Annotated in this window: 20 protein-coding genes; 19 read left to right on the top strand and 1 reads right to left on the bottom strand. The window is 69.1% G+C overall.

Going from position 1 to position 21,575, the window contains the following annotated elements; translation table 11 throughout:
* The first annotated feature begins 422 nt into the window (after positions 1-422).
* The 19 genes from rho (at position 423) to ACIQV3_RS15235 (ending at position 19,507) form a co-directional block, all read left to right on the top strand.
* The gene (gene rho / locus ACIQV3_RS15325) at positions 423-2,615 is read left to right on the top strand and encodes a transcription termination factor Rho (RefSeq protein WP_403712856.1); all 2,193 of its coding nucleotides are present in this window, start codon (positions 423-425) and stop codon (positions 2,613-2,615) included.
* 366 nt (positions 2,616-2,981) lie between these two features.
* On the top strand, positions 2,982-4,085 hold the full coding sequence (locus ACIQV3_RS15320) for an LCP family protein (protein WP_403712854.1): 1,104 nt from the start codon (positions 2,982-2,984) through the stop codon (positions 4,083-4,085).
* A 225-nt stretch (positions 4,086-4,310) separates the two neighbouring features.
* Positions 4,311-4,526 (top strand): 50S ribosomal protein L31, encoded by a 216-nt coding sequence (gene rpmE, locus ACIQV3_RS15315; protein WP_383947082.1) that lies wholly within the window; start codon positions 4,311-4,313, stop codon positions 4,524-4,526.
* Between the two features lie 114 nt (positions 4,527-4,640).
* Positions 4,641-5,720, top strand: a complete 1,080-nt coding sequence (gene prfA, locus ACIQV3_RS15310; protein ID WP_403712853.1) for a peptide chain release factor 1 — start codon at positions 4,641-4,643, stop codon at positions 5,718-5,720.
* A gap of 86 nt (positions 5,721-5,806) precedes the next feature.
* Entirely contained in the window at positions 5,807-6,652 is an 846-nt protein-coding gene (gene prmC / locus ACIQV3_RS15305) for a peptide chain release factor N(5)-glutamine methyltransferase (protein WP_384663405.1), read from the top strand.
* A gap of 88 nt (positions 6,653-6,740) precedes the next feature.
* Complete coding sequence (locus ACIQV3_RS15300; RefSeq protein WP_383947091.1) at positions 6,741-7,388, top strand: L-threonylcarbamoyladenylate synthase; 648 nt, start codon at positions 6,741-6,743, stop codon at positions 7,386-7,388.
* Positions 7,385-8,017, top strand: a complete 633-nt coding sequence (locus ACIQV3_RS15295; protein WP_403712852.1) for a protein-tyrosine-phosphatase — start codon at positions 7,385-7,387, stop codon at positions 8,015-8,017. Before ACIQV3_RS15300 ends, ACIQV3_RS15295 begins: the two co-directional genes overlap by 4 nt.
* Before the next feature lie 144 nt (positions 8,018-8,161).
* Positions 8,162-9,394, top strand: a complete 1,233-nt coding sequence (glyA, locus tag ACIQV3_RS15290) for a serine hydroxymethyltransferase (protein ID WP_403712850.1) — start codon at positions 8,162-8,164, stop codon at positions 9,392-9,394.
* A 104-nt stretch (positions 9,395-9,498) separates the two neighbouring features.
* The gene (locus ACIQV3_RS15285; protein ID WP_403712894.1) at positions 9,499-10,833 is read left to right on the top strand and encodes an MraY family glycosyltransferase; all 1,335 of its coding nucleotides are present in this window, start codon (positions 9,499-9,501) and stop codon (positions 10,831-10,833) included.
* Between the two features lie 275 nt (positions 10,834-11,108).
* On the top strand, positions 11,109-11,546 hold the full coding sequence (locus ACIQV3_RS15280; protein WP_403712848.1) for a hypothetical protein: 438 nt from the start codon (positions 11,109-11,111) through the stop codon (positions 11,544-11,546).
* 241 nt (positions 11,547-11,787) lie between these two features.
* The gene (gene atpB / locus ACIQV3_RS15275) at positions 11,788-12,597 is read left to right on the top strand and encodes a F0F1 ATP synthase subunit A (protein WP_403712893.1); all 810 of its coding nucleotides are present in this window, start codon (positions 11,788-11,790) and stop codon (positions 12,595-12,597) included.
* A gap of 77 nt (positions 12,598-12,674) precedes the next feature.
* A complete protein-coding gene (gene atpE / locus ACIQV3_RS15270) occupies positions 12,675-12,899 on the top strand; it encodes an ATP synthase F0 subunit C (RefSeq protein ID WP_030545783.1) in 225 nt (74 codons plus the stop codon).
* 42 nt (positions 12,900-12,941) lie between these two features.
* Entirely contained in the window at positions 12,942-13,484 is a 543-nt protein-coding gene (locus ACIQV3_RS15265; RefSeq protein ID WP_403712847.1) for a F0F1 ATP synthase subunit B, read from the top strand.
* Positions 13,481-14,296 carry a F0F1 ATP synthase subunit delta gene (locus tag ACIQV3_RS15260; protein ID WP_403712846.1) on the top strand — a complete coding sequence of 272 codons (816 nt, stop codon included), beginning with the start codon at positions 13,481-13,483 and terminating at the stop codon, positions 14,294-14,296. Before ACIQV3_RS15265 ends, ACIQV3_RS15260 begins: the two co-directional genes overlap by 4 nt.
* Before the next feature lie 130 nt (positions 14,297-14,426).
* Positions 14,427-16,022 carry a F0F1 ATP synthase subunit alpha gene (gene atpA, locus ACIQV3_RS15255; protein ID WP_403712845.1) on the top strand — a complete coding sequence of 532 codons (1,596 nt, stop codon included), beginning with the start codon at positions 14,427-14,429 and terminating at the stop codon, positions 16,020-16,022.
* A gap of 20 nt (positions 16,023-16,042) precedes the next feature.
* Positions 16,043-16,960, top strand: a complete 918-nt coding sequence (locus ACIQV3_RS15250; RefSeq protein WP_403712844.1) for a F0F1 ATP synthase subunit gamma — start codon at positions 16,043-16,045, stop codon at positions 16,958-16,960.
* The gene (gene atpD / locus ACIQV3_RS15245; RefSeq protein ID WP_383947109.1) at positions 16,960-18,402 is read left to right on the top strand and encodes a F0F1 ATP synthase subunit beta; all 1,443 of its coding nucleotides are present in this window, start codon (positions 16,960-16,962) and stop codon (positions 18,400-18,402) included. Before ACIQV3_RS15250 ends, atpD begins: the two co-directional genes overlap by 1 nt.
* Positions 18,403-18,531: 129 nt before the next feature.
* Complete coding sequence (locus ACIQV3_RS15240) at positions 18,532-18,906, top strand: F0F1 ATP synthase subunit epsilon (protein WP_243336233.1); 375 nt, start codon at positions 18,532-18,534, stop codon at positions 18,904-18,906.
* Between the two features lie 154 nt (positions 18,907-19,060).
* Entirely contained in the window at positions 19,061-19,507 is a 447-nt protein-coding gene (locus tag ACIQV3_RS15235) for a DUF2550 domain-containing protein (protein WP_403712843.1), read from the top strand.
* A gap of 62 nt (positions 19,508-19,569) precedes the next feature.
* On the opposite strand, the gene ACIQV3_RS15230 is transcribed toward ACIQV3_RS15235, so the two are convergent.
* Positions 19,570-21,417: a glycosyl hydrolase family 18 protein gene (locus ACIQV3_RS15230; RefSeq protein WP_403712842.1), complete on the bottom strand. Its 1,848-nt coding sequence runs from the start codon at positions 21,415-21,417 to the stop codon at positions 19,570-19,572.
* Positions 21,418-21,575: the final 158 nt, after the last annotated feature.

Here is a 21,575-nt window from a genome sequence, read left to right as displayed (position 1 = left end):
GGAGCCCGCGCGGAACCAGCGCGGAACCAGCGCGGATGGGCTCTACAGCCGGTGATGGAGAGGGGGAATGTCTGTTGGATCCGGTAGTGTTAGTCTCAAGTGCGCATCCGAAGCCGCCATGGCTTGGTGCTCAGTGTCCCTATCAGGGACCACCTTTCTTCCGGGAGCCTCCCCGACTGCTTTGATCGCTGCCAGCAGTTTCGAGCACGCTCCGGAATCGGCGTGACATTCCCACGCTTTCAGCTCGGGGGCTTCTCGCCGGAACCACCCACGCACATGCACGTTTCTCTCCGCCGTATCTCTATCGGCGGACCACCGCCCCGGCTGCGGTCCACACCTCCTCAGGTCACGGACCGCCGTCGGACAGCACAACCGGTCGCCGAGCCAGACAGGCCGACGTCCGCTCCAGGGAAGGACCCTTCGTGAGCGACACCACCGATCTGATGGGCGCTGCCGACACCAACGTCGACACCAGTGCCCCCGCCGAGGGCGCCGCGCCGACCAAGCGCCGCCGCTCCGGCACCGGCCTTGACGGCATGGTCCTGGCCGAGCTCCAGCAGGTCGCGTCGGGCCTCGGTATCAGGGGCACCGCGCGGATGCGCAAGGGCCAGCTGATCGAGGTCATCAAGGAGGCGCAGGCGGGAAGCAGCGCCCCCAAGGCCGCGGCCGCCGCGCCGGCCGCCGCGTCCGCCGACGGCGGCGAGACCAAGCCGAAGCGCCGCGCCACCAGCAAGGCCCGTACGGGCGAGGCCGCCGCCGAGGCGCCCGCCGAGAAGACCGCCGCGCAGGCCCAGATCGACATCCCGGGTCAGCCCGCGGGGGGCCCCGCCCGCGCGAGCGAAGCCGAGCGCGGGGGAGAGGACGCCCCGGTCGGCGAGCGCCGTCGCCGGCGTGCCACCGCCCCCTCCGGCAGCCCCGAGGGTTCGGCCCCCGCCGCCGCCGTACAGGTGGAGCAGAAGCCCGAGACCGTCGCTCCGGCCGCACAGGCCGAGGCGAAGGCCGAGGCCGCCACCGCCCCCGCCGGCCAGGGCCAGGCCCAGGAGGGCGAGGGCCGCGGCCGTCGCGACCGCCGCGAGCGGGGCAACGACCGCGCCGACGGCCGCCGCGAGCGCCGTGACCGCGGTGCCAAGGCCGACGACCAGGGCCAGGGCGCCCAGGGTCAGGGCCAGGGCCAGGCCGGTCAGGGTGGCCAGGGTCAGGGTCAGAACCAGGGCCAGGGCCAGGGTCAGAACCAGGGCCAGCAGGGCGGCCGCCAGGACCGGACCGACCGTCAGGACCGCCAGCAGGGCGGCCGCGGCCAGGGTCAGGGTCAGGGCCAGCAGGGTGGCCGTCAGGACCGGGACCGTCAGGACAACGGCCCCCAGGACGACTTCGACGAGGACGGCCGTCGCGGCCGTCGCGGACGCTACCGCGACCGCCGTGGCCGTCGCGGACGCGACGAGTTCGCCCCGGTCGAGACCCCGGTCGCCGACGACGACGTCCTGATCCCCGTCGCGGGCATCCTGGACATCCTCGACAACTACGCGTTCATCCGGACCTCGGGCTACCTGCCCGGCCCGAACGACGTGTACGTCTCCCTCGCCCAGGTCCGCAAGGCGGGTCTGCGCAAGGGCGACCACACCACCGGCGCCGTCCGGCAGCCCAAGGACGGCGAGCGCCGCGAGAAGTTCAACGCGCTCGTGCGCCTGGACTCCGTCAACGGCATGGCGCCCGAATCCGGCCGCGGCCGCCCGGAGTTCCAGAAGCTGACCCCCCTGTACCCGCAGGACCGGCTCCGCCTGGAGACCGACCCGGGCGTGCTGACCACCCGCATCATCGACCTCGTGTCGCCGATCGGTAAGGGCCAGCGCGGTCTGATCGTGGCCCCGCCGAAGACCGGTAAGACCATGATCATGCAGGCGATCGCCAACGCGATCACGGTCAACAACCCCGAGTGCCACCTGATGGTCGTCCTGGTCGACGAGCGTCCGGAAGAGGTGACCGACATGCAGCGGTCGGTGAAGGGCGAGGTCATCTCCTCGACCTTCGACCGCCCGGCCGAGGACCACACCACCGTCGCCGAGCTGGCCATCGAGCGCGCCAAGCGTCTCGTCGAGCTCGGTCACGACGTGGTCGTCCTGCTGGACTCCATCACCCGTCTGGGACGCGCGTACAACCTCGCCGCCCCCGCCTCCGGCCGCATCCTGTCCGGTGGTGTCGACTCGACCGCGCTGTACCCGCCGAAGCGCTTCTTCGGTGCCGCGCGCAACATCGAGGACGGCGGCTCGCTGACCATCCTGGCCACCGCGCTGGTCGACACCGGCTCGCGCATGGACGAGGTGATCTTCGAGGAGTTCAAGGGCACCGGCAACATGGAGCTCAAGCTCGACCGGAAGCTCGCCGACAAGCGCATCTTCCCGGCCGTGGACGTGGACCCCTCGGGCACCCGCAAGGAGGAGATCCTCCTCAACAGCGAGGAGCTCGCCATCGTCTGGAAGCTGCGCCGGGTGCTGCACGCGCTCGACTCGCAGCAGGCCATCGAGCTGCTCCTCGACAAGATGAAGCAGACGAAGTCGAACGCCGAGTTCCTCATGCAGATCGCGAAGACGACCCCGTCGGGCAAGAACGACGACTGACGTCTCCCCGTGGCACCACCCGCATGACCACGACCGCCCCCGCCGCATCCGCGACGGGGGCGGTCGCGTCGTAGGGGGCCCGGTGGTCCGCGCACGGGGGTCCCGGCGGTCTACGGGACTTCGTGCACGGCTGCGACCTTTGCCACACTCCGTACCCCGCGCGGCCCCGGGCGCCGCCTCCGAGCCCGCGGGGGAAACCGCAGGTAGGTGCGGGATTACGGGGCGTACGCCCCGGGCGGGCCCGGGGCGTACGCGACAGCGCTCACACCGGGCGCACAGGGGGCCGTGGAACCCTGGAAGGCGGCCGACCGTCTCTGTCAGAGGGAAACGGGCAACCGGGCCGCACACAGACGGGCAGAGCAGAGCATGAGCCAGGACAACAGGGGCCACGGCCGCAGGGCCGGCGCGGGCCGACGCCGACGGAAGCCGGCCGCGCGCCGCAGGGCCGTCGTCATCGCCGCGTGGACCGCCGCGGGCGTGGTCCTCCTGGGCGGGGCGGGGCTCGGCTACTTCTACTTCAAGTTCAACGGCAACCTCAAGACGGTCGACATCGACGCCGTCCTCGGCGCGGACCGCCCGCAGGACGTGGACAACGGCTCGATGGACATCCTCGTCCTCGGCTCCGACTCCCGCGGCGGGGCCAACGGGGAGTACGGCCAGGACGACGGCGGCTCCGCGCGCTCCGACACGGCGATGATCGTCCACCTCAACGAGGGCCACACCAAGGCCACCGTCGTGTCGATACCCCGCGACACCCTGGTGACCCGGCCCTCCTGCAAGCTCCCCAACGGCAAGAGCGACCTGGGCGGCCCGCGCAAGATGTTCAACGAGTCGTTCACCGTCGGCGGGGCCGCCTGCGCGGTCGCGACCGTGGAGAAGATGTCGGGGATCCGCATGGATCACTACCTCGAAGTCGACTTCACGGGCTTCAAGGAGATCATCGACAAGCTCGGCGGCGTCGAGGTGACGACCACCAAGCCGATCAAGGACGACTACAGCCATCTGAACCTGCCCGCCGGGACGAACAGGCTCACCGGAGAGCAGGCCCTCGGCCTCGTCCGTACCCGCCACGGCGTCGGCGACGGCGGCGACCTGGGCCGAATACAGCTCCAGCAGGCCTTCATCAAGGCGCTGATCAAGCAGGTCAAGAGCATCGGCGTCTTCGACAACCCGAAGAAGCTGCTCGACCTGGCCGACACCGCCACCAAGGCCGTCACCACGGACAAGGCGCTCGGCGACGTGAAGTCCCTCATGGGCTTCGCCCAGGGCCTGGAGGGCATCAGCCCCGAGGACATGCAGATGATCACCCTGCCGGTGACCGGCGACACCCGTGACCCCAACCGGGTCGTCCCGCTCACCAAGGAGTCCAAGCTGGTCTGGGACGCCCTGCTGGCCGACCGGCAGGTCCCCGCCGAGGCCACCGCGAACTCGGCCGGCGACAAGAGCACCGCCGGTACGGTCGTCCGGTAGGCAGGATGGATAGGGTTGGCCATGACCGTCCGGCAAGCCCGAACCGCCTGGTCGGACGGGTTCCGCCCGGCCGTGGAATAGATGCCGGCCCCCTGCCGTTGAGGGAGGCGTCCTCAGAATTTTGACAGGCAGCCCGGTCCTGGCAGACTGGTCTGTCGGCCCCGGTTCACGCAGCGCGCAATTCGGCTCCTGCGACCCGGCGCCCTCCCGAATCTAGGAGACACCTTGAAGCGCGATGTTCACCCCCAGTACGTCGAGACCCAGGTCAGCTGCACCTGTGGCGCGTCGTTCACCACTCGTAGCACCCTGACCGAAGGCAACATTCGTGCCGAGGTCTGCTCCGAGTGCCACCCGTTCTACACGGGCAAGCAGAAGATCCTCGACACCGGTGGCCGTGTGGCCCGCTTCGAGGCCCGCTTCGGCAAGGCTGCACAGAAGTAGCGAGCCTCAGGCGCCGGGTTCCGGCTGCACCCTGTACGCACGGGGGCAGCCGGACCGGCGCCTTTCTCGTCCCGCAGCCCTTTTCTTCACATTCACCATCTTCAGGAGCCCCCGATGTTCGAGGCGGTCGAGGAACTGATCGGCGAGCACGCCGATCTTGAGAAGAAGCTCGCCGACCCTTCGGTCCACTCGGATCAGGCCAACGCGCGCAAGCTGAACAAGCGCTACGCGGAGCTGACCCCGATCGTCGCGACCTTCCGTGCCTGGAAGCAGTCCGCCGAGGACATCGAGACGGCGAAGGAGTTCGCGGCCGTCGACCCGGACTTCGTGGCCGAGGTCAAGGAACTGACCGCACAGCGCGAAGAGCTCACCGAGAAGCTCCGCCTGCTGCTCGTTCCGCGCGACCCCAGCGACGACAAGGACGTGCTCCTCGAGGTCAAGGCGGGCGCGGGCGGCGACGAGTCGGCCCTGTTCGCCGGCGACCTGCTGCGCATGTACCTGCGCTACGCCGAGCGCGTGGGCTGGAAGACCGAGATCATCGACGCCACCGAGTCCGAGCTCGGCGGCTACAAGGACGTCCAGGTCTCCGTCCGCACCAAGGGCGGCAACGGCGCCACCGAGCCCGGCCAGGGCGTCTGGGCCCGCCTGAAGTACGAGGGCGGCGTGCACCGCGTCCAGCGCGTGCCGGCCACCGAGTCCCAGGGCCGCATCCACACCTCCGCCGCCGGCGTGCTCGTCACCCCGGAAGCCGAGGAGGTGGAGGTCGAGGTCAACATGAACGACCTCCGCATCGACGTGTACCGCTCCTCGGGCCCCGGCGGCCAGTCCGTCAACACCACCGACTCGGCCGTGCGCATCACGCACATCCCGACCGGTGTGGTCGCGTCCTGCCAGAACGAGAAGAGCCAGCTCCAGAACAAGGAGCAGGCCATGCGCATCCTGCGCTCGCGCCTGCTGGCCGCCGCCCAGGAAGCCGCCGAGCAGGAGGCCTCCGACGTGCGCCGCAGCCAGGTGCGCTCCGTGGACCGCTCCGAGAAGATCCGTACGTACAACTACCCGGAAAACCGGATCTCGGACCACCGGACGGGCTTCAAGGCGTACAACTTGGACCAGGTGCTCGACGGAGACCTCGACCCGGTCATCCAGGCCTGTGTCGACACGGACTCCGCCGCCAAGCTCGCGTCCGCGCACTGAGGTCCTCCCGCAGGACCCCGCAGGACCCGCACCACCCCGCAGGACCCCGTACCACCCCCCGTACGACAGCAGCCCGGAGGACCAGCGTGAACTTGCTGCTTGCCGAGGTGGCCCAGGCCACCCAGCGGCTGGCCGCCGCCGGCGTGCCCTCACCGCGCTTCGACGCGGAGGAGCTCGCGGCCTTCGTGCACGGCGTCAAGCGGGGGGAACTCCACCACGTCAAGGACGCGGACTTCGACGCCCGGTACTGGGAGGCCGTCGCCCGCCGCGAGGCGCGCGAGCCGCTCCAGCACATCACCGGCCGCGCCTTCTTCCGCTACCTGGAGCTCCAGGTCGGGCCCGGGGTCTTCGTGCCCCGGCCCGAGACCGAGTCGGTCGTGGACTGGGCCATACAGGCCGTCCGGGCGATGGACGTCGTCGAACCGCTGATCGTGGACCTCTGCACCGGCTCCGGCGCCATCGCACTGGCCATGGCGCAGGAGGTGCCGCGCTCGCGCGTGCACGCCGTCGAGCTGTCCGAGGACGCCCTGCGGTGGACCCGTAAGAACGCCGAGGGCTCCCGGGTCACCGTCCACCAGGGCAACGCGCTCAGCGCGCTGCCCGAGCTGGACGGACAGGTCGACCTGGTCATCTCCAACCCGCCGTACATCCCGCTCACCGAGTGGGAGTACGTCGCGCCCGAGGCCCGCGACCACGACCCCGAGATGGCGCTGTTCTCCGGCGAGGACGGCCTGGACACCATCCGCGGCATCGAGCGCACCGCCCACCGGCTGCTGCGTCCCGGCGGCATCGTCGTGATCGAGCACGCCGACACCCAGGGCGGACAGGTCCCGTGGATCTTCGCCGAGGAGCGGGGCTGGGCCGACGCCGCCGACCACCCCGACCTCAACAACCGCCCGCGCTTCGCCACCGCCCGCAAGGCCATGCCGTGACCGGCCCCGCCGTCATCGGCCCCGCCTCGACCGGCACGGTCACCGCGCGCATTCCCGCCACCACCCTGCTGCACGAGGAGGCCCGCTGATGGCCCGGCGATACGACTGCAACGACGCGACGGACCGAAAGACGGGCCTGCGCGAAGCCGCCTCCGCCGTACGTCGCGGAGAGCTCGTCGTGCTGCCCACGGACACCCTGTACGGGATCGGCGCGGACGCCTTCAGCGTGGAGGCCGTCGGCGACCTGCTCGCCGCCAAGGGGCGCGGCCGCAACATGCCCACCCCCGTCCTCATCGGCTCCCCGAACACCCTGCACGGCCTGGTCACCGACTTCTCCGAGCAGGCGTGGGAGCTGGTCGACGCCTTCTGGCCCGGCGCGCTGACCCTCGTCGCCAAGCACCAGCCCTCGCTGGCGTGGGACCTGGGCGAGACCGGCGGCACGGTGGCCGTACGCATGCCCCTGCACCCCGTCGCGATCGAGCTGCTGACCGAGGTCGGCCCGATGGCGGTGTCCTCGGCGAACCTGACCGGACACCCGGCGCCGGAGGACTGCGACGCGGCCCGCGAGATGCTCGGCGACTCCGTGTCCGTGTACCTGGACGGCGGTCCGACCCCGGGCATGCAGCCCTCGTCGATCGTCGACGTCACCGGGAAGGTTCCCGTCCTGCTGCGCGCGGGGGCACTGACCGCCGAGCAGCTGCGGGAGGTCGTACCCGACCTCGAGGTGGCCCCGTGAGCCCTGAGGGGCGTGGCATAGCCGGGGACAGCACCTTCCGCATACTCCACGTCAGCACCGGCAACGTCTGCCGCTCGCCCATCACCGAGCGGCTGACGCGGCACGCGCTGTCCCACCGGCTCGGCGGCCCCGTCACCGGCGACCTGATCGTGGAGAGCGCGGGCACCTGGGGCCACGAGGGCGCGCCCATGGAGGCCAACGCGGCCGCCGTGCTGGCCGACTTCGGGGCGGACGCCTCCGGTTTCACCGGCCGGGAACTCCTGGACGAGCACGTCATACGCGCGGACCTGGTCCTGACCGCCACCCGCGACCACCGCGCCCAGGTGATCTCGATGGGGCACTCGGCGGGGCTGCGCACCTTCACGCTGAAGGAGTTCACCCGGCTGGTGCGGGCGATAGACCCGGCGACGCTGCCTCCGCTGGAGGACGGGATGGTGGAACGGGCCCGCGCGCTGGTCCGTGCCGCCGCCGCTCTGCGCGGGTGGCTGCTGGCCCCCTCGCCGGACGCGGACGAGGTGTACGACCCGTACGGGGCGCCGATCACCTTCTTCCGCTCGATCGGCGACGAGATCAACCAGGCGCTGGACCCCGTGGTCACCGCGCTGACCGGGGTCAAGACCTCCCGCTGACCTGCGGCGCCGTTGGCGGGGGCGCTGCCCCCGGAACCCCCGCGCCTCACATGCCGGCGAGGCTGAGTCCGCCGGAGGGCGGGATGCGCAGGGGCGGCCTACAGTGGCTGGTACCCGGTACGCGGTACCCCCTGGAGTCGCGCCATGAGCGTCATCACCCAGCCCCTGGACCTGCTGCGCCAGCAGGATCCGCAGATGGCCGACGTCCTCGACGGGGAGCGGCAGCGGCAGGCGACCGGGCTGCAGCTGATCGCCGCCGAGAACTTCACCTCGGCCGCCGTGCTCACCGCACTGGGATCGCCACTCGCCAACAAGTACGCCGAGGGGTACCCCGGCGCCCGCCACCACGGCGGCTGTGAGTACGCCGACCTCGCGGAGCGGATCGCCGTCGAGCGGGCCCGCGCCCTCTTCGGCGCCGAGCACGCGAACGTGCAGCCGCACTCCGGATCCGCCGCCGTGCTCGCCGCGTACGCCGCGCTGCTGCGGCCCGGGGACACCGTGCTGGCGATGGCGCTCACCTCCGGGGGACACCTCACCCACGGGTCGCCCGCCAACTTCTCCGGACGCTGGTTCGACTTCGTCGGGTACGGGGTGGACGCCGCGACCGGGCTCATCGACTACGCCCAGGTGCAGCGGCTCGCGCACGAACACCGGCCCAAGGCCATCGTGTGCGGGTCCATCTCCTATCCGCGGCACCTCGAGTACTCCGTCTTCCGGGAGATCGCCGACGAGGTCGGGGCCTTCCTGATCGCCGACGCCGCCCACCCCATCGGACTGGTGGCCGGCGGGGCGGCGCCCAGCCCCGTGCCCTACGCCGACATCGTCGTGGCCACCACCCACAAGGTGCTCCGGGGTCCGCGCGGAGGGATGATCCTGTGCGGGGCGGAGTTCGCGGAGCGGATCGACCGGGCGGTGTTCCCCTTCAGCCAGGGCGGCCCGCAGATGCACACCATCGCCGCCAAGGCAGTGGCCTTCGGCGAGGCCGCCGGGCCCGCCTTCACCTCCTACGCGCACCGGGTGGTCGCCAACGGCCGCGCCCTGGCCGACGCGCTCGCCGCCCGCGGGTTCGCGATCACCACCGGCGGGACCGACACCCACCTGATCACCGCCGACCCCGCACCGCTGGGCCTCGACGGCGCGGGCGCCCGGGGCCGGCTGGCCGCCGCCGGCATCGTGCTGGACACCTGCGCCCTTCCGTACGGTGATCAGCGCGGCATCCGCCTCGGCACCGCGGCGGTGACCACGCAGGGGATGGGGGAGCCGGAGATGGGCCGGATCGCCGAGCTGTTCACGGCCGCGCTGACGGGCGGGGAGCCGGCGAAGATCCGTAAGGACGTCAGTGAGCTGGTGGTCAGTTTTCCGCCGTATGGGGTTTAAGCGGGGCAAGTACGACGTACCGCAACCGGGGTACCGCCCCTGCGCGTCCCCGACAGTGAGTACATCGCAGCTAGTGTGTGGGGCTGAGATGGCCGGCGAAACATCTGGGGCAGCCCGTGCGTGAATATCTGCTGACGCTTTGCGTCACGGTCGCGGTGACTTATCTACTCACCGGGCCCGTGCGGAAGTTCGCGATCGCCGTGGGCGCGATGCCGGAGATCCGGGCCCGCGACGTACACCGGGAGCCCACTCCGCGGCTCGGCGGCATCGCGATGTTCGGCGGACTGTGCGCCGGCCTGCTCGTCGCGGACCACCTGCAGAACCTCAACGGGGTCTTCGAGCTGTCGAACGAGCCGCGGGCCCTGCTCTCCGGGGCGGCCCTGATCTGGCTGGTCGGCGTACTCGACGACAAGTTCGAGCTCGACGCCCTGATCAAGCTCGGCGCGCAGATGATCTCCGCCGGCGTGATGTGCATGCAGGGCCTGACCATCCTGTGGATTCCGGTCCCCGGGATCGGCTCGGTCTCCCTCACCCCCTGGCAGGGCAACCTGCTCACCGTGGCCCTCGTCGTGATCACCATCAACGCGGTGAACTTCGTGGACGGCCTCGACGGCCTCGCCGCCGGCATGGTCTGCATCGCGACCTGTGCGTTCTTCCTCTACGCGTACCGCATCTGGTTCGGCTACGGGATCGAGGCGGCCGCGCCCGCGACCCTCTTCGCCGCCATCCTGATGGGCATGTGCCTCGGCTTCCTGCCGCACAACATGCACCCCGCCCGGATCTTCATGGGCGACTCCGGCTCGATGCTCATCGGCCTGGTGCTGGCCGCCGCCGCCATCTCCGTCACCGGACAGGTGGACCCGGACGCGATGGCGCTGTTCGTGGGAGGTGAGCGCAACGCGACCCACGCGATGCTGCCGGTCTTCATCCCGCTGATCCTGCCGCTCACGATCATCGCGATCCCCATGACGGACCTGGTCCTGGCCATCGTGCGGCGCACCTGGAAGGGCCAGTCGCCCTTCGCCGCGGACCGCGGCCACCTCCACCACCGGCTGCTGGAGCTCGGGCATTCGCACAGCCGGGCCGTGCTCATCATGTACTTCTGGTCAGGATTGATCGCCTTCGGCACCGTGGCGTATTCGGTGCATTCCGCATCCATGTGGATCGTGCTCGCGATCTCCGCGCTGAGCGCCGTGGGCCTGCTGCTGCTCCTGCTGCCGCGCTTCACCCCGAGGGCCCCGCGCTGGGCGGAGCGGCTGGTCCCGCCGCGCTACCGGCACGCGGAACGGGCCGCCGAGGCGGCCCTGCACGAGGATTCCGCGGCGGAGCCGGAGCCGGCCCGGCCGATCGCGGCGGGAGTGTCCGGCGTCAACGGGGCGACCGCCATCGGCCCCCGTTCACGGCTCCCCGACCGGCGTAAGGCCGGCTCCTCGCGCTGACGTCCCGCACGCATGTCGGACATGAACCCCCTTTACCAGACAAGCCACTTGGTTGTCGCGCACACACGCGCAGGGTCACTCTCATGTGTGACAGTCCGCACACCCTCCGAGTAAAGCTCTCATCAAATACTTTGTGATACCGTTCACTAAACCCGGCGACAGAGCCGAAGGACCGTAGTGCGACGGTCCATTGGCCCGAGGTTCCCACTCGGACCGGGCTTACGCTCGTCCTGTACGAGTCCCAGTGCCCCCACCACCACGCGGAGCAAACCGCCATGCGGTCAGATGACGTCCGATCCCTTCTGCAATCCGCCGTTCCCACGGCTGTCGTCGGCGCTCTCGCCGCCGTCATCAGTGGGATCGTCGCCGGTGGCAAGGGGGCCGTGGGCGCCGTCGTCGCGACGGTCGTGGTGATGCTGTTCATGGGCATCGGATTCCTCGTACTGCAGCGCACGGCGAAATCAATGCCGCACCTGTTCCAGGCCATGGGGCTCATGCTCTACACGGCCCAGATCCTGCTGCTCTTCGTCTTTCTCGCCGTGTTCAAGAACACGACACTGTTCAACCCCAAGGCTTTCGCGATCACGCTCGTCGTCACCACCCTCGTGTGGATCGGCGCACAGGCGCGTGCTCATATGAAGGCCAAGATCCTCTACGTCGAACCGGATTCGATGAAGGGCGACAAGCCCGGAAATTCGGGCCAGAAGCCGTGAGGGGTAGGGGCGGAATAAGTGCGCGTTCGGGATGCTGCTATCGTCCGGTTTCAACTGCGGCATTGCGGGCGCGGGCATCTGAGCTGACGCCTGTTCCATCGCGAGGCTCGATGCCTGACTGTCGCCCCACCATCCGTAATACCTGTCCAGTGCCGAACCGCGGCTGCACGCCGCGCCGACACAACGAGGTTGCCGTACCTATGCGCCACGCTGAAGGAGCCCTGCGGTGAGTGCTGCTGACATGACGCTCGCCTTCGAATTGAACTGTCATTTCGAAGACGGCACTGGCTGCGGCTTCCCGGGCCCGACCCTGTACTCGTTCCTGTTCGAGCCGATCTTCGGTGACGGCGACAGCAACCTGTACTTCAACAAGACGATGCTGCTCGCCCTGCTGGGCTCGGTCATCATCGTCGGCTTCTTCTGGGCCGCGTTCCGGAAGCCGAAGGTCGTCCCGGGCAAGCTGCAGATGGTCGCCGAAGCGGGTTACGACTTCGTACGCCGCGGCATCGTCTACGAGACGCTCGGTAAGAAGGAAGGCGAGAAGTACGTCCCCTTCATGGTCGCGACGTTCTTCTTCGTCTGGATCATGAACCTGTGGTCGATCGTGCCGCTCGCCCAGTTCCCGGTGACCGCCGTCATCGCGTACCCGGCCGGCCTCGCCCTCATCATCTACGTGATGTGGATGTCGGTGACCTTCAAGCGCCACGGTTTCGTGGGCGGCTTCAAGAACCTGACCGGCTACGACAAGACGCTCGGCCCGGTTCTGCCGCTGGTCATGGTGATCGAGTTCTTCTCGAACGTCCTGGTCCGCCCGTTCACGCACGCGGTCCGACTCTTCGCGAACATGTTCGCGGGTCACACCCTGCTGCTGCTGTTCACCATCGCCAGCTGGTACCTGCTGAACGGGATCGGCATCGCTTACGCGGGCGTCTCGTTCGTCATGGTCATCGTGATGACCGCGTTCGAGCTCTTCATCCAGGCTGTCCAGGCGTACGTCTTCGTCCTCCTGGCTTGCAGCTTCCTGCAGGGCGCGCTCGCCGAGCACCACTGAGCCGGGCCCGCACCCAAACCCCCCTGTCGTCCGGTGGCCAACCCCCACCGGTCCGTGAAAGAGAAGGAAGAACTGGCATGTCCCAGACCCTTGCTGCCGTCGAAGGTTCCCTCAGCTCCGTCGGTTACGGTCTCGCGGCGATCGGCCCGGGCGTCGGCGTCGGCATCATCTTCGGTAACGGTACCCAGGCTCTTGCCCGTCAGCCCGAGGCTGCCGGTCTGATCCGCGCCAACCAGATCCTCGGCTTCGCCTTCTGTGAGGCGCTCGCCCTCATCGGCCTGGTCATGCCGTTCGTCTACTAAGACGAACCCAACGACTAGTCCGAATCGACGAAAGGCACTGATGTGAACCTCCTGGTTCTCGCGGCCGAGGAGCCGAACAGCCCCCTCGTTCCGCCGATCCCCGAGCTCGTCATCGGTCTGATCGCCTTCGTCATCGTCTTCGGTTTCCTCGCGAAGAAGCTCCTCCCGAACATCAACAAGGTTCTGGACGAGCGCCGCGAGGCCATCGAAGGCGGTATCGAAAAGGCAGAAGCCGCTCAGACCGAGGCTCAGAGCGTTCTGGAGCAGTACAAGGCCCAGCTCGCCGAAGCCCGGCACGAGGCCGCTCGCCTGCGCCAGGACGCTCTGGAGCAGGGCACCGCGCTGAAGGAAGAACTTCGCGCAGAGGGCCAGCGGCAGCGTGAGGAGATCATCGCTGCCGGTCACGCCCAGATCGCGGCTGACCGCAAGGCCGCCTCTTCCGCCCTCCGTCAGGACGTCGGCAAGCTGGCGACCGACCTGGCCGGAAAGCTTGTCGGCGAGTCCCTCGAGGACCACGCCCGGCAGAGCCGCACGATCGACCGTTTCCTCAGCGAGCTTGAGGAGAAGGCCGAGGCCGCCCGATGAACGGAGCGAGCCGCGACGCGCTGGCCACCGCCCGCGAGCGTCTCGACGCGCTGACGGACAACACGTCCGTCGACGCGGCGAAGCTCGCCGGCGAGCTGGCGGCCGTCACCGCGCTGCTCGACCGTGAGGTCTCGCTGCGTCGGGTCATCACGGACCCGGCGCAGTCCGGCGAGGCCAAGGCCGAGCTGGCCGGTCGTCTGCTCGGCGGCCAGGTGGGCGGGGAAACCCTCGACCTGGTGTCCGGCATGGTCCGGTCCCGCTGGTCGCAGTCCCGCGACCTGGTGGACTCGCTCGAGGTCCTGGCGGCCACCGCCGACCTCACGGCGGCCCAGAGCAGCGGAGGCCTCGACGACGTCGAGGACGAGCTGTTCCGGTTCGGCCGGATCGTCACCTCGAACACCGAGCTGCGCGCAGCACTGACCGACCGGTCGGCCACCGCCGCCGCCAAGAGCCAGCTGCTCCGCAGCCTGCTCGGCGGCAAGGCGAACGCCGTCACCGAGCGGCTGGTCACGCGTCTCGTCACGCACCCGCGTGGACGTAGCCTGGAAGCGGGCCTCGAGTCCCTTTCCAAGGTCGCCGCCGAGCGTCGTGGCCGCATGGTCGCCACCGTGACCACCGCGGTTCCGCTCAGCGACGTCCAGAAGCAGCGTCTCGGCGCGGTGCTGGCAAAGCTGTACGGCCGCCCGATGCACCTGAACCTCGACGTGGACCCCACGGTCCTCGGCGGGATCTCGGTGCGGGTCGGCGACGAGGTCATCGACGGCACCATCGCGGACCGCATCGCCGAGGCGTCGCGCCGCATGGCCGGCTGACCAGCCACACATTAGAAAAAAGCATTCCTAGCGGCCCGGTTGGGCCGTGCAGAACTTGCAGAAGATTCCTGGGGGTCGCCCCCAGACCCCTAAGAAGCTTCAGGCCCAACAAGGAGAGCAGGGAACCCAGATGGCGGAGCTCACGATCCGGCCGGAGGAGATCCGGGACGCACTGGAGAACTTTGTCCAGTCGTACCAGCCGGACGCGGCCTCGCGCGAGGAGGTCGGTACGGTCAGCGTTGCCGGCGACGGCATCGCGAAGGTGGAGGGCCTGCCCTCCGCCATGGCGAACGAGCTGCTGAAGTTCGAGGACGGAACCCTTGGTCTCGCCCTGAACCTCGACGAGCGCGAGATCGGCGCCGTCGTCCTCGGCGAGTTCAGCGGTATCGAGGAGGGCCAGCCGGTGCAGCGCACCGGTGAGGTGCTCTCCGTCGGCGTCGGCGAGGGTTACCTCGGCCGCGTCGTCGACCCGCTCGGCAACCCGATCGACGGCCTCGGCGAGATCGCGACCGAGGGCCGCCGCGCCCTCGAGCTGCAGGCCCCCGGCGTCATGGTCCGCAAGTCGGTCCACGAGCCGATGCAGACCGGCTACAAGGCGATCGACGCGATGGTGCCGGTCGGCCGTGGCCAGCGTCAGCTGATCATCGGTGACCGTCAGACCGGCAAGACCGCTCTGGCCGTCGACACGATCATCAACCAGCGCGACAACTGGCGCTCGGGCGACGTGAACAAGCAGGTTCGCTGCATCTACGTCGCCATCGGCCAGAAGGGCTCGACCATCGCGTCCGTTCGCGGCGCCCTGGAAGACGCCGGCGCGCTCGAGTACACGACGATCGTCGCCGCCCCGGCGTCCGACCCGGCCGGCTTCAAGTACCTGGCGCCGTACACCGGTTCGGCCATCGGCCAGCACTGGATGTACGCCGGCAAGCACGTCCTGATCATCTTCGACGACCTGTCGAAGCAGGCCGACGCCTACCGTGCCGTGTCGCTGCTGCTGCGCCGTCCGCCGGGCCGCGAGGCCTACCCGGGCGACGTCTTCTACTTGCACTCCCGTCTGCTGGAGCGCTGCGCCAAGCTCTCCGACGACATGGGTGCCGGTTCGATGACCGGTCTGCCGATCGTCGAGACCAAGGCGAACGACGTGTCGGCGTTCATCCCGACCAACGTCATCTCCATCACCGACGGCCAGTGCTTCCTTGAGTCCGACCTGTTCAACGCGGGCCAGCGCCCGGCGCTGAACGTCGGTATCTCGGTCTCCCGCGTCGGTGGCTCGGCCCAGCACAAGGCCATGAAGCAGGTTTCCGGCCGTCTGCGCCTGGACCTCGCCCAGTACCGCGAGCTGGAGGCGTTCGCCGCCTTCGGTTCCGACCTGGACGCCGCTTCGAAGTCCTCGCTGGAGCGCGGCAAGCGTCTGGTGGAGCTGCTGAAGCAGGGCCAGTACCAGCCGATGCCCGTCGAGGAGCAGGTCATCTCCGTCTGGGCCGGTACCACCGGCAAGATGGACGACGTACCGGTCAACGACATCCGTCGCTTCGAGTCGGAGCTGCTGGAGCACCTGCGCGTTTCGCGCAAGGACCTCCTCACCTCCATCGCGGACGGCGGCAAGATGTCGGACGACACGCTCACCTCCATCGGTGACGCCATTGCCGACTTCAAGCGCGGCTTCGAGACCTCGGACGGCAAGCTCCTGGGCGAGGACGCGCCGGCCGTCAACGTCTCCAAGTGACGACGGAAGGGACCTGACTCATGGGAGCGCAGCTCCGGGTCTACAAGCGTCGCATCCGTGCCGTCACGGCGACCAAGAAGATCACTAAGGCGATGGAAATGATCGCCGCCTCGCGCATCGTCAAGGCGCAGCGCAAGGTGGCGGCATCGATGCCCTACGCGACCGAGCTCACCCGTGCGGTGACCGCGGTGGCGACCGGCTCGAACACCAAGCACGCCCTGACCACCGAGGTCGAGGCACCGGCGCGTGCCGCGGTCCTGCTCATCACGAGCGACCGCGGTCTGGCCGGCGGCTACTCCTCGAACGCCCTCAAGCAGGCGGAGCGGCTCACCGAGCGGCTGCGCGGCGAGGGCAAGGAGGTCGACACGTACATCGTCGGCCGCAAGGGTGTCGCCTACTACGGCTTCCGTGAGCGCAAGGTCGCGGAGTCGTGGACCGGCTTCACCGACAGCCCGGCCTACGCCGACGCCAAGCGCGTCGCGGCGCCGCTGATCGAGGCCATCCAGACGGTTACGGCCGAGGGCGGCGTCGACGAGCTGCACATCGTCTACACGGAATTCGTGTCGATGATGACGCAGAACGCGGTGGACGGCCGGATGCTGCCGCTCAGCCTCGACAAGGTCGAAGAGGAGAGCGGCGCGAAGGGCGAGATCCTTCCGCTGTTCGACTTCGAGCCGTCGGCGGAGGACGTCCTCGACGCCCTTCTGCCGCGCTACGTCGAGAGCCGCATCTACAACGCACTGCTGCAGTCGGCCGCTTCCGAGCACGCCGCCCGCCGCCGCGCGATGAAGTCGGCTACCGACAACGCCGGGGATCTCATCAAGAGCCTCTCCCGGCTTGCCAACGCGGCCCGCCAGGCCGAAATCACCCAGGAAATCAGCGAGATCGTCGGTGGCGCCAGCGCCATGGCAGACGCGACCGCGGGGAGTGACAAGTAATGACGACCACTGTTGAGACGGCCGCCGCCACGGGCCGCGTCGCCCGGGTCATCGGCCCGGTCGTCGACGTGGAGTTCCCCGTCGACGCCATGCCCGAGATCTACAACGCGCTGAAGGTCCAGGTGGCCGACCCGGCCCAGGACGGCGAGCTGAAGACGCTGACCCTGGAAGTCGCCCAGCACCTGGGTGACGGCCTGGTCCGCACCATCTCCATGCAGCCCACCGACGGTCTGGTCCGCCAGGCCACGGTGGTCAACACGGGCGAGGGCATCACCGTCCCCGTCGGTGACTTCACCAAGGGCAAGGTGTTCAACACCCTCGGTGAGGTGCTGAACTACCCGGAGGAGAACGCCAACGTCACCGAGCGCTGGCCGATCCACCGCAAGGCCCCCCGCTTCGACGAGCTCGAGTCGAAGACCGAGATGTTCGAGACCGGCGTCAAGGTCATCGACCTTCTCACCCCGTACGTCAAGGGTGGAAAGATCGGTCTGTTCGGTGGTGCCGGTGTCGGCAAGACCGTTCTGATCCAGGAAATGATCTACCGCGTCGCCAACAACCACGACGGCGTGTCGGTCTTCGCGGGCGTCGGTGAGCGTACCCGTGAGGGCAACGACCTCATCGAGGAAATGGCCGAGTCCGGCGTCATCGACAAGACGGCGCTCGTCTTCGGTCAGATGGACGAGCCGCCGGGCACGCGTCTTCGCGTCGCGCTGGCCGGTCTGACCATGGCGGAGTACTTCCGCGATGTGCAGAAGCAGGACGTGCTCTTCTTCATCGACAACATCTTCCGTTACACCCAGGCCGGTTCGGAGGTGTCGACCCTTCTCGGTCGCATGCCGTCCGCCGTGGGTTACCAGCCGAACCTGGCTGACGAGATGGGTCTGCTGCAGGAGCGCATCACCTCGACCCGCGGTCACTCGATCACCTCGATGCAGGCGATCTACGTCCCCGCGGACGACCTGACCGACCCGGCGCCGGCCACCACCTTCGCCCACCTCGACGCGACGACGGTTCTTTCCCGTCCGATCTCCGAGAAGGGCATCTACCCGGCCGTGGACCCGCTGGACTCGACGTCCCGCATCCTCGACCCGCGGTACATCGCGGCGGACCACTACGCCACGGCGATGCGCGTCAAGGGGATCCTGCAGAAGTACAAGGACCTCCAGGACATCATCGCGATCCTCGGTATCGACGAGCTGGGCGAGGAGGACAAGCTCGTTGTCCACCGTGCCCGTCGTGTCGAGCGCTTCCTGTCGCAGAACACGCACGTCGCCAAGCAGTTCACCGGCGTCGACGGTTCGGACGTTCCGCTCGACGAGTCGATCGTGGCCTTCAACGCGATCTGCGACGGAGACTACGACCACTTCCCCGAGCAGGCGTTCTTCCTGTGCGGTGGCATCGAGGACCTCAAGGCGAACGCCAAGGAGCTGGGCGTCTCCTGAGGCCGCGCTCATCCGTGAGCACAGCTGAATGACGGAGAGGGGCGGGTGTGTCCCGTCCCTCTCCTCACGCCCATTAGAATTTGACCCAACACCCGGCCATTCCGCCGGGTGGTGACCCGAGGAGCCACCATGGCTGCTGAGCTGCACGTCGAGCTGGTCGCGGCGGACCGGAATGTCTGGTCCGGCGAGGCCACCCTGGTTGTCGCCCGCACCACGTCCGGCGACATCGGCGTCATGCCCGGTCACCAGCCGCTTCTCGGTGTGCTGGAATCGGGCCCGGTGACCATCCGTACCGTCGGGGGCAACACTGTTGTCGCCGCGGTGCACGGCGGATTCATCTCGTTCGCGGACAACAAGTTGTCGCTGCTGGCCGAGATCGCCGAGCTTGCCGACGAGATCGACGTCGAGCGGGCGGAGCGGGCACTGGAGCGCGCGAAGGCGGAGACCGACTCGGTCTCCGAGCGTCGCGCCGATGTCCGGCTGCGCGCGGTTTCGGGGCGCTAAGCCCCGGTACTGGTAAGAGTTTCAAACCTCAGCCGCGGCCTGTTCCGGAGTTTTCCGGACCGGGTCGCGGCTGAGGCGATGCGGGTCCGCGCCAGACTCCGTCTGGTAGGAACGCTGTCGTGCCGTATTCGATGAGCGAGGAGGTCGGTGAAAGATGCTCCTCGCTCTGCTTGTGAGCGGCCTGGTCGTAGCCCTGGTGGTGATCGGGCTCTTTGTGTTCGGGCTGCGCCGCAGGCTGATCCAGCGATCCGGCGGCACCTTCGACTGCAGCATGCGCTGGGGCGTGTCCGAGGAACCGGACGTCTCCGGCAAGGGCTGGGTGTACGGGGTCGCGCGCTACAGCGGTGACCGCATCGACTGGTTCCGCGTCTTCAGCTACTCCCCGCGGCCGCGCCGGCTGCTGGAGCGGTCCTCCATCGAGGTCGTCGCCCGCCGTGCGCCCGAGGGCGAGGAGGAGCTGGCCCTGCTCTCCGACGCCGTCGTACTCTGCTGCGCGCATCGCGGCACCCGCCTGGAGCTGGCGATGAGCGATGACGCGCTGACCGGTTTCCTGGCCTGGCTGGAGGCCGCGCCGCCCGGGCAACGGGTGAATGTCGCCTGATCACATTCGGGCATGAAGAAGCCGGGAGACGGGGGCGGACCCGTCTCCCGGCTTCGGTCTTTCTACTGCAGTCCGCTGTGGATCGCGGAGGCCAGCTCACCGTTCGTGGTGTCGCCGCTGAACTCCCAGAAGAAGGCGCCCTTGAGGCCCTGCTGCTTCGTCCAGTTCATCTTCGCGGCGATGGTGGCGGGGGTGTCGTAGCTCCACCAGTTGCTGCCGCACTTGGCGTAGGCGGTGCCGGCGATGGTTCCGGTGGCCGGGCAGCTGGCCTTGAGGACCTTGTAGTCCTCGATGCCCTGCTCGTAGGTGCCGGCCGCCGGGCCGGTGGCGGTGCCGCCGGGGGTCGCCTGGGTGACGCCGGTCCAGCCGCGGCCGTAGAAGCCGATGCCGAGGTTGAGCTTGGAGCCGGTGATGCCCTTGCCCTTGAGCTTGGTGATGGCGGCCTCGGAGTTGAATCCGGCGGTCGGGATGCCGCTGTACGAGGTGAGCGGGGAGTGCGGGGCCGTCGGGCCCTGCGCCGCCCACGCGCCGAAGAAGTCGTAGGTCATCACGTTGTAGAAGTCGACGTACTGCGCCGCTCCCGCGTAGTCCGCGGCGTCCAGCTTGCCGCCGTTTGAGCCGTCGGCGGAGATGGCGGCGGTGACCAGGTTGCTCGCGCCGAACTTGGTGCGCATGGCCTGCATCATGTTCTTGAGGGAGGCCGTGCCGCTGGTGTCGCAGGTCAGGCCGCAGGCGTTCGGGTACTCCCAGTCCAGGTCGATGCCGTCGAAGACGTCGGCCCAGCGCGGGTCCTCGACCAGGTCGTAGCAGGACTGGGCGAAGGCGGCCGGGTTCTGTACGGCCTGGCCGAAGCCGCCGGACCAGGTCCAGCCGCCGAAGGACCACAGCACCTTGATGTTCGGGTACTTCTTCTTCAGCTCGCGCAGCTGGTTGAAGTTGCCGCGCAGCGGCTGGTCCCAGGTGTCGGCGACGCCGTCGACGCTCTGGTCGGCGGTGTAGGCCTTCTCGTAGTCGGCGTAGGAGTCACCGATGGTGCACTTGCCGCCCTGGACGTTGCCGAAGGCGTAGTTGATGTGGGTGATCTTCGCCGCGGAGCCCGAGGTGACCAGGTTCTTCACGTGGTAGTTGCGACCGTAGACGCCCCAGTTCGTGAAGTAGCCGAGCTTGACCGGGCCGCCCGGCGGCGGGGGATCGACGACTCCGCCGGTGGTGGTCACCGAGAGGGCGCCGGAGGAGGGACCGGTCTGGTCGATGGTGTCGCGGGCGGTGACCGTGTAGGTGTAGGTCGTGCCCTTGGTCAGGCCCGAGTCGGTGTACGAGGGGCTGGTGACGGTGGCGATCTTGGCGCCGCCGCGGAAGACGTCGTAGTTCTTGACGCCCTTGTCGTCGGTGGCCGCGGCCCAGCCGAGGGTCAGCCCGGTGTCGGTGACGCCGCTGGCCGTGGGGGTGCCGGGAGCGCTGGGCGGGTTGTCGGTGGGATTGGTGCCGCCGTCGCAACTGCCGCCGTTGATCTTGCAGCCGCTGGGGGCGCCGGTGCCGGTGCCGTTGAAGCCGAAGCTGACGGTGGCGCCGGGGGCGAGGGTGCCGTTCCAGCCGACGTTCTTGCCGGTCCAGTGGGTGCCCGAGCTGGTGACGGTGGCGTCCCAGGCGGAGGTGACGGCGGTGCCGGCCGGGTAGTCCCACTCCACGTTCCAGCTGCTGAGGGTGGTCGTGCCGGTGTTCTTCACCGTCCACTTGCCCTCGAAGCCGGAGCCCCAGTCGGAGACCTTGGTGTACGTCGCGGTGGCCGAGGCGGCCGCCTCGGCGGGACCGGCGATGGCCACGAGTCCGGCGACGGGCAGGGTGAGGACGGCCAGTGCGGCCGCGACTCTTCGAAACAGCGGTGCGCGTCGTGGGGGTGCTGTGCTCAAGGGTGCTCCTCCGAGGTCCGCAGCGGCCGTGGGGACGGCCGCTGCATGGGGGTGGGACCTGCGCCGCCCGTGAGCGCGGCCGTGACGTCTTGTCATGGCACGCTCACCACAGTTGTGCGTGAGAGTAGAAAGGTCTGGACCAACCGTCAAGAGGTCCA

This window comes from Streptomyces sp. NPDC099050 (assembly GCF_044759865.1).
Classification (GTDB): Bacteria; Actinomycetota; Actinomycetes; order Streptomycetales; family Streptomycetaceae; genus Streptomyces.
Note: the sequence above shows the minus strand (reverse complement) of the source record. Positions and strands in the feature narration are given on the sequence as shown.

Bases quoted from the DNA above. Each gene is read 5' to 3' on its own strand.
- ACIQV3_RS15320 (WP_403712854.1), top strand. From the start codon at position 2,982: ATGAGCCAGGACAACAGGGGCCACGGCCGCAGGGCCGGCGCGGGCCGA.
- prfA (WP_403712853.1), top strand. From the start codon at position 4,641: ATGTTCGAGGCGGTCGAGGAACTGATCGGCGAGCACGCCGATCTTGAG.
- ACIQV3_RS15300 (WP_383947091.1), top strand. From the start codon at position 6,741: ATGGCCCGGCGATACGACTGCAACGACGCGACGGACCGAAAGACGGGC.
- glyA (WP_403712850.1), top strand. From the start codon at position 8,162: ATGAGCGTCATCACCCAGCCCCTGGACCTGCTGCGCCAGCAGGATCCG.
- ACIQV3_RS15280 (WP_403712848.1), top strand. From the start codon at position 11,109: ATGCGGTCAGATGACGTCCGATCCCTTCTGCAATCCGCCGTTCCCACG.
- atpB (WP_403712893.1), top strand. From the start codon at position 11,788: ATGACGCTCGCCTTCGAATTGAACTGTCATTTCGAAGACGGCACTGGC.
- atpE (WP_030545783.1), top strand. From the start codon at position 12,675: ATGTCCCAGACCCTTGCTGCCGTCGAAGGTTCCCTCAGCTCCGTCGGT.
- ACIQV3_RS15260 (WP_403712846.1), top strand. From the start codon at position 13,481: ATGAACGGAGCGAGCCGCGACGCGCTGGCCACCGCCCGCGAGCGTCTC.
- atpA (WP_403712845.1), top strand. From the start codon at position 14,427: ATGGCGGAGCTCACGATCCGGCCGGAGGAGATCCGGGACGCACTGGAG.
- ACIQV3_RS15250 (WP_403712844.1), top strand. From the start codon at position 16,043: ATGGGAGCGCAGCTCCGGGTCTACAAGCGTCGCATCCGTGCCGTCACG.
- atpD (WP_383947109.1), top strand. From the start codon at position 16,960: ATGACGACCACTGTTGAGACGGCCGCCGCCACGGGCCGCGTCGCCCGG.
- ACIQV3_RS15240 (WP_243336233.1), top strand. From the start codon at position 18,532: ATGGCTGCTGAGCTGCACGTCGAGCTGGTCGCGGCGGACCGGAATGTC.
- ACIQV3_RS15235 (WP_403712843.1), top strand. From the start codon at position 19,061: ATGCTCCTCGCTCTGCTTGTGAGCGGCCTGGTCGTAGCCCTGGTGGTG.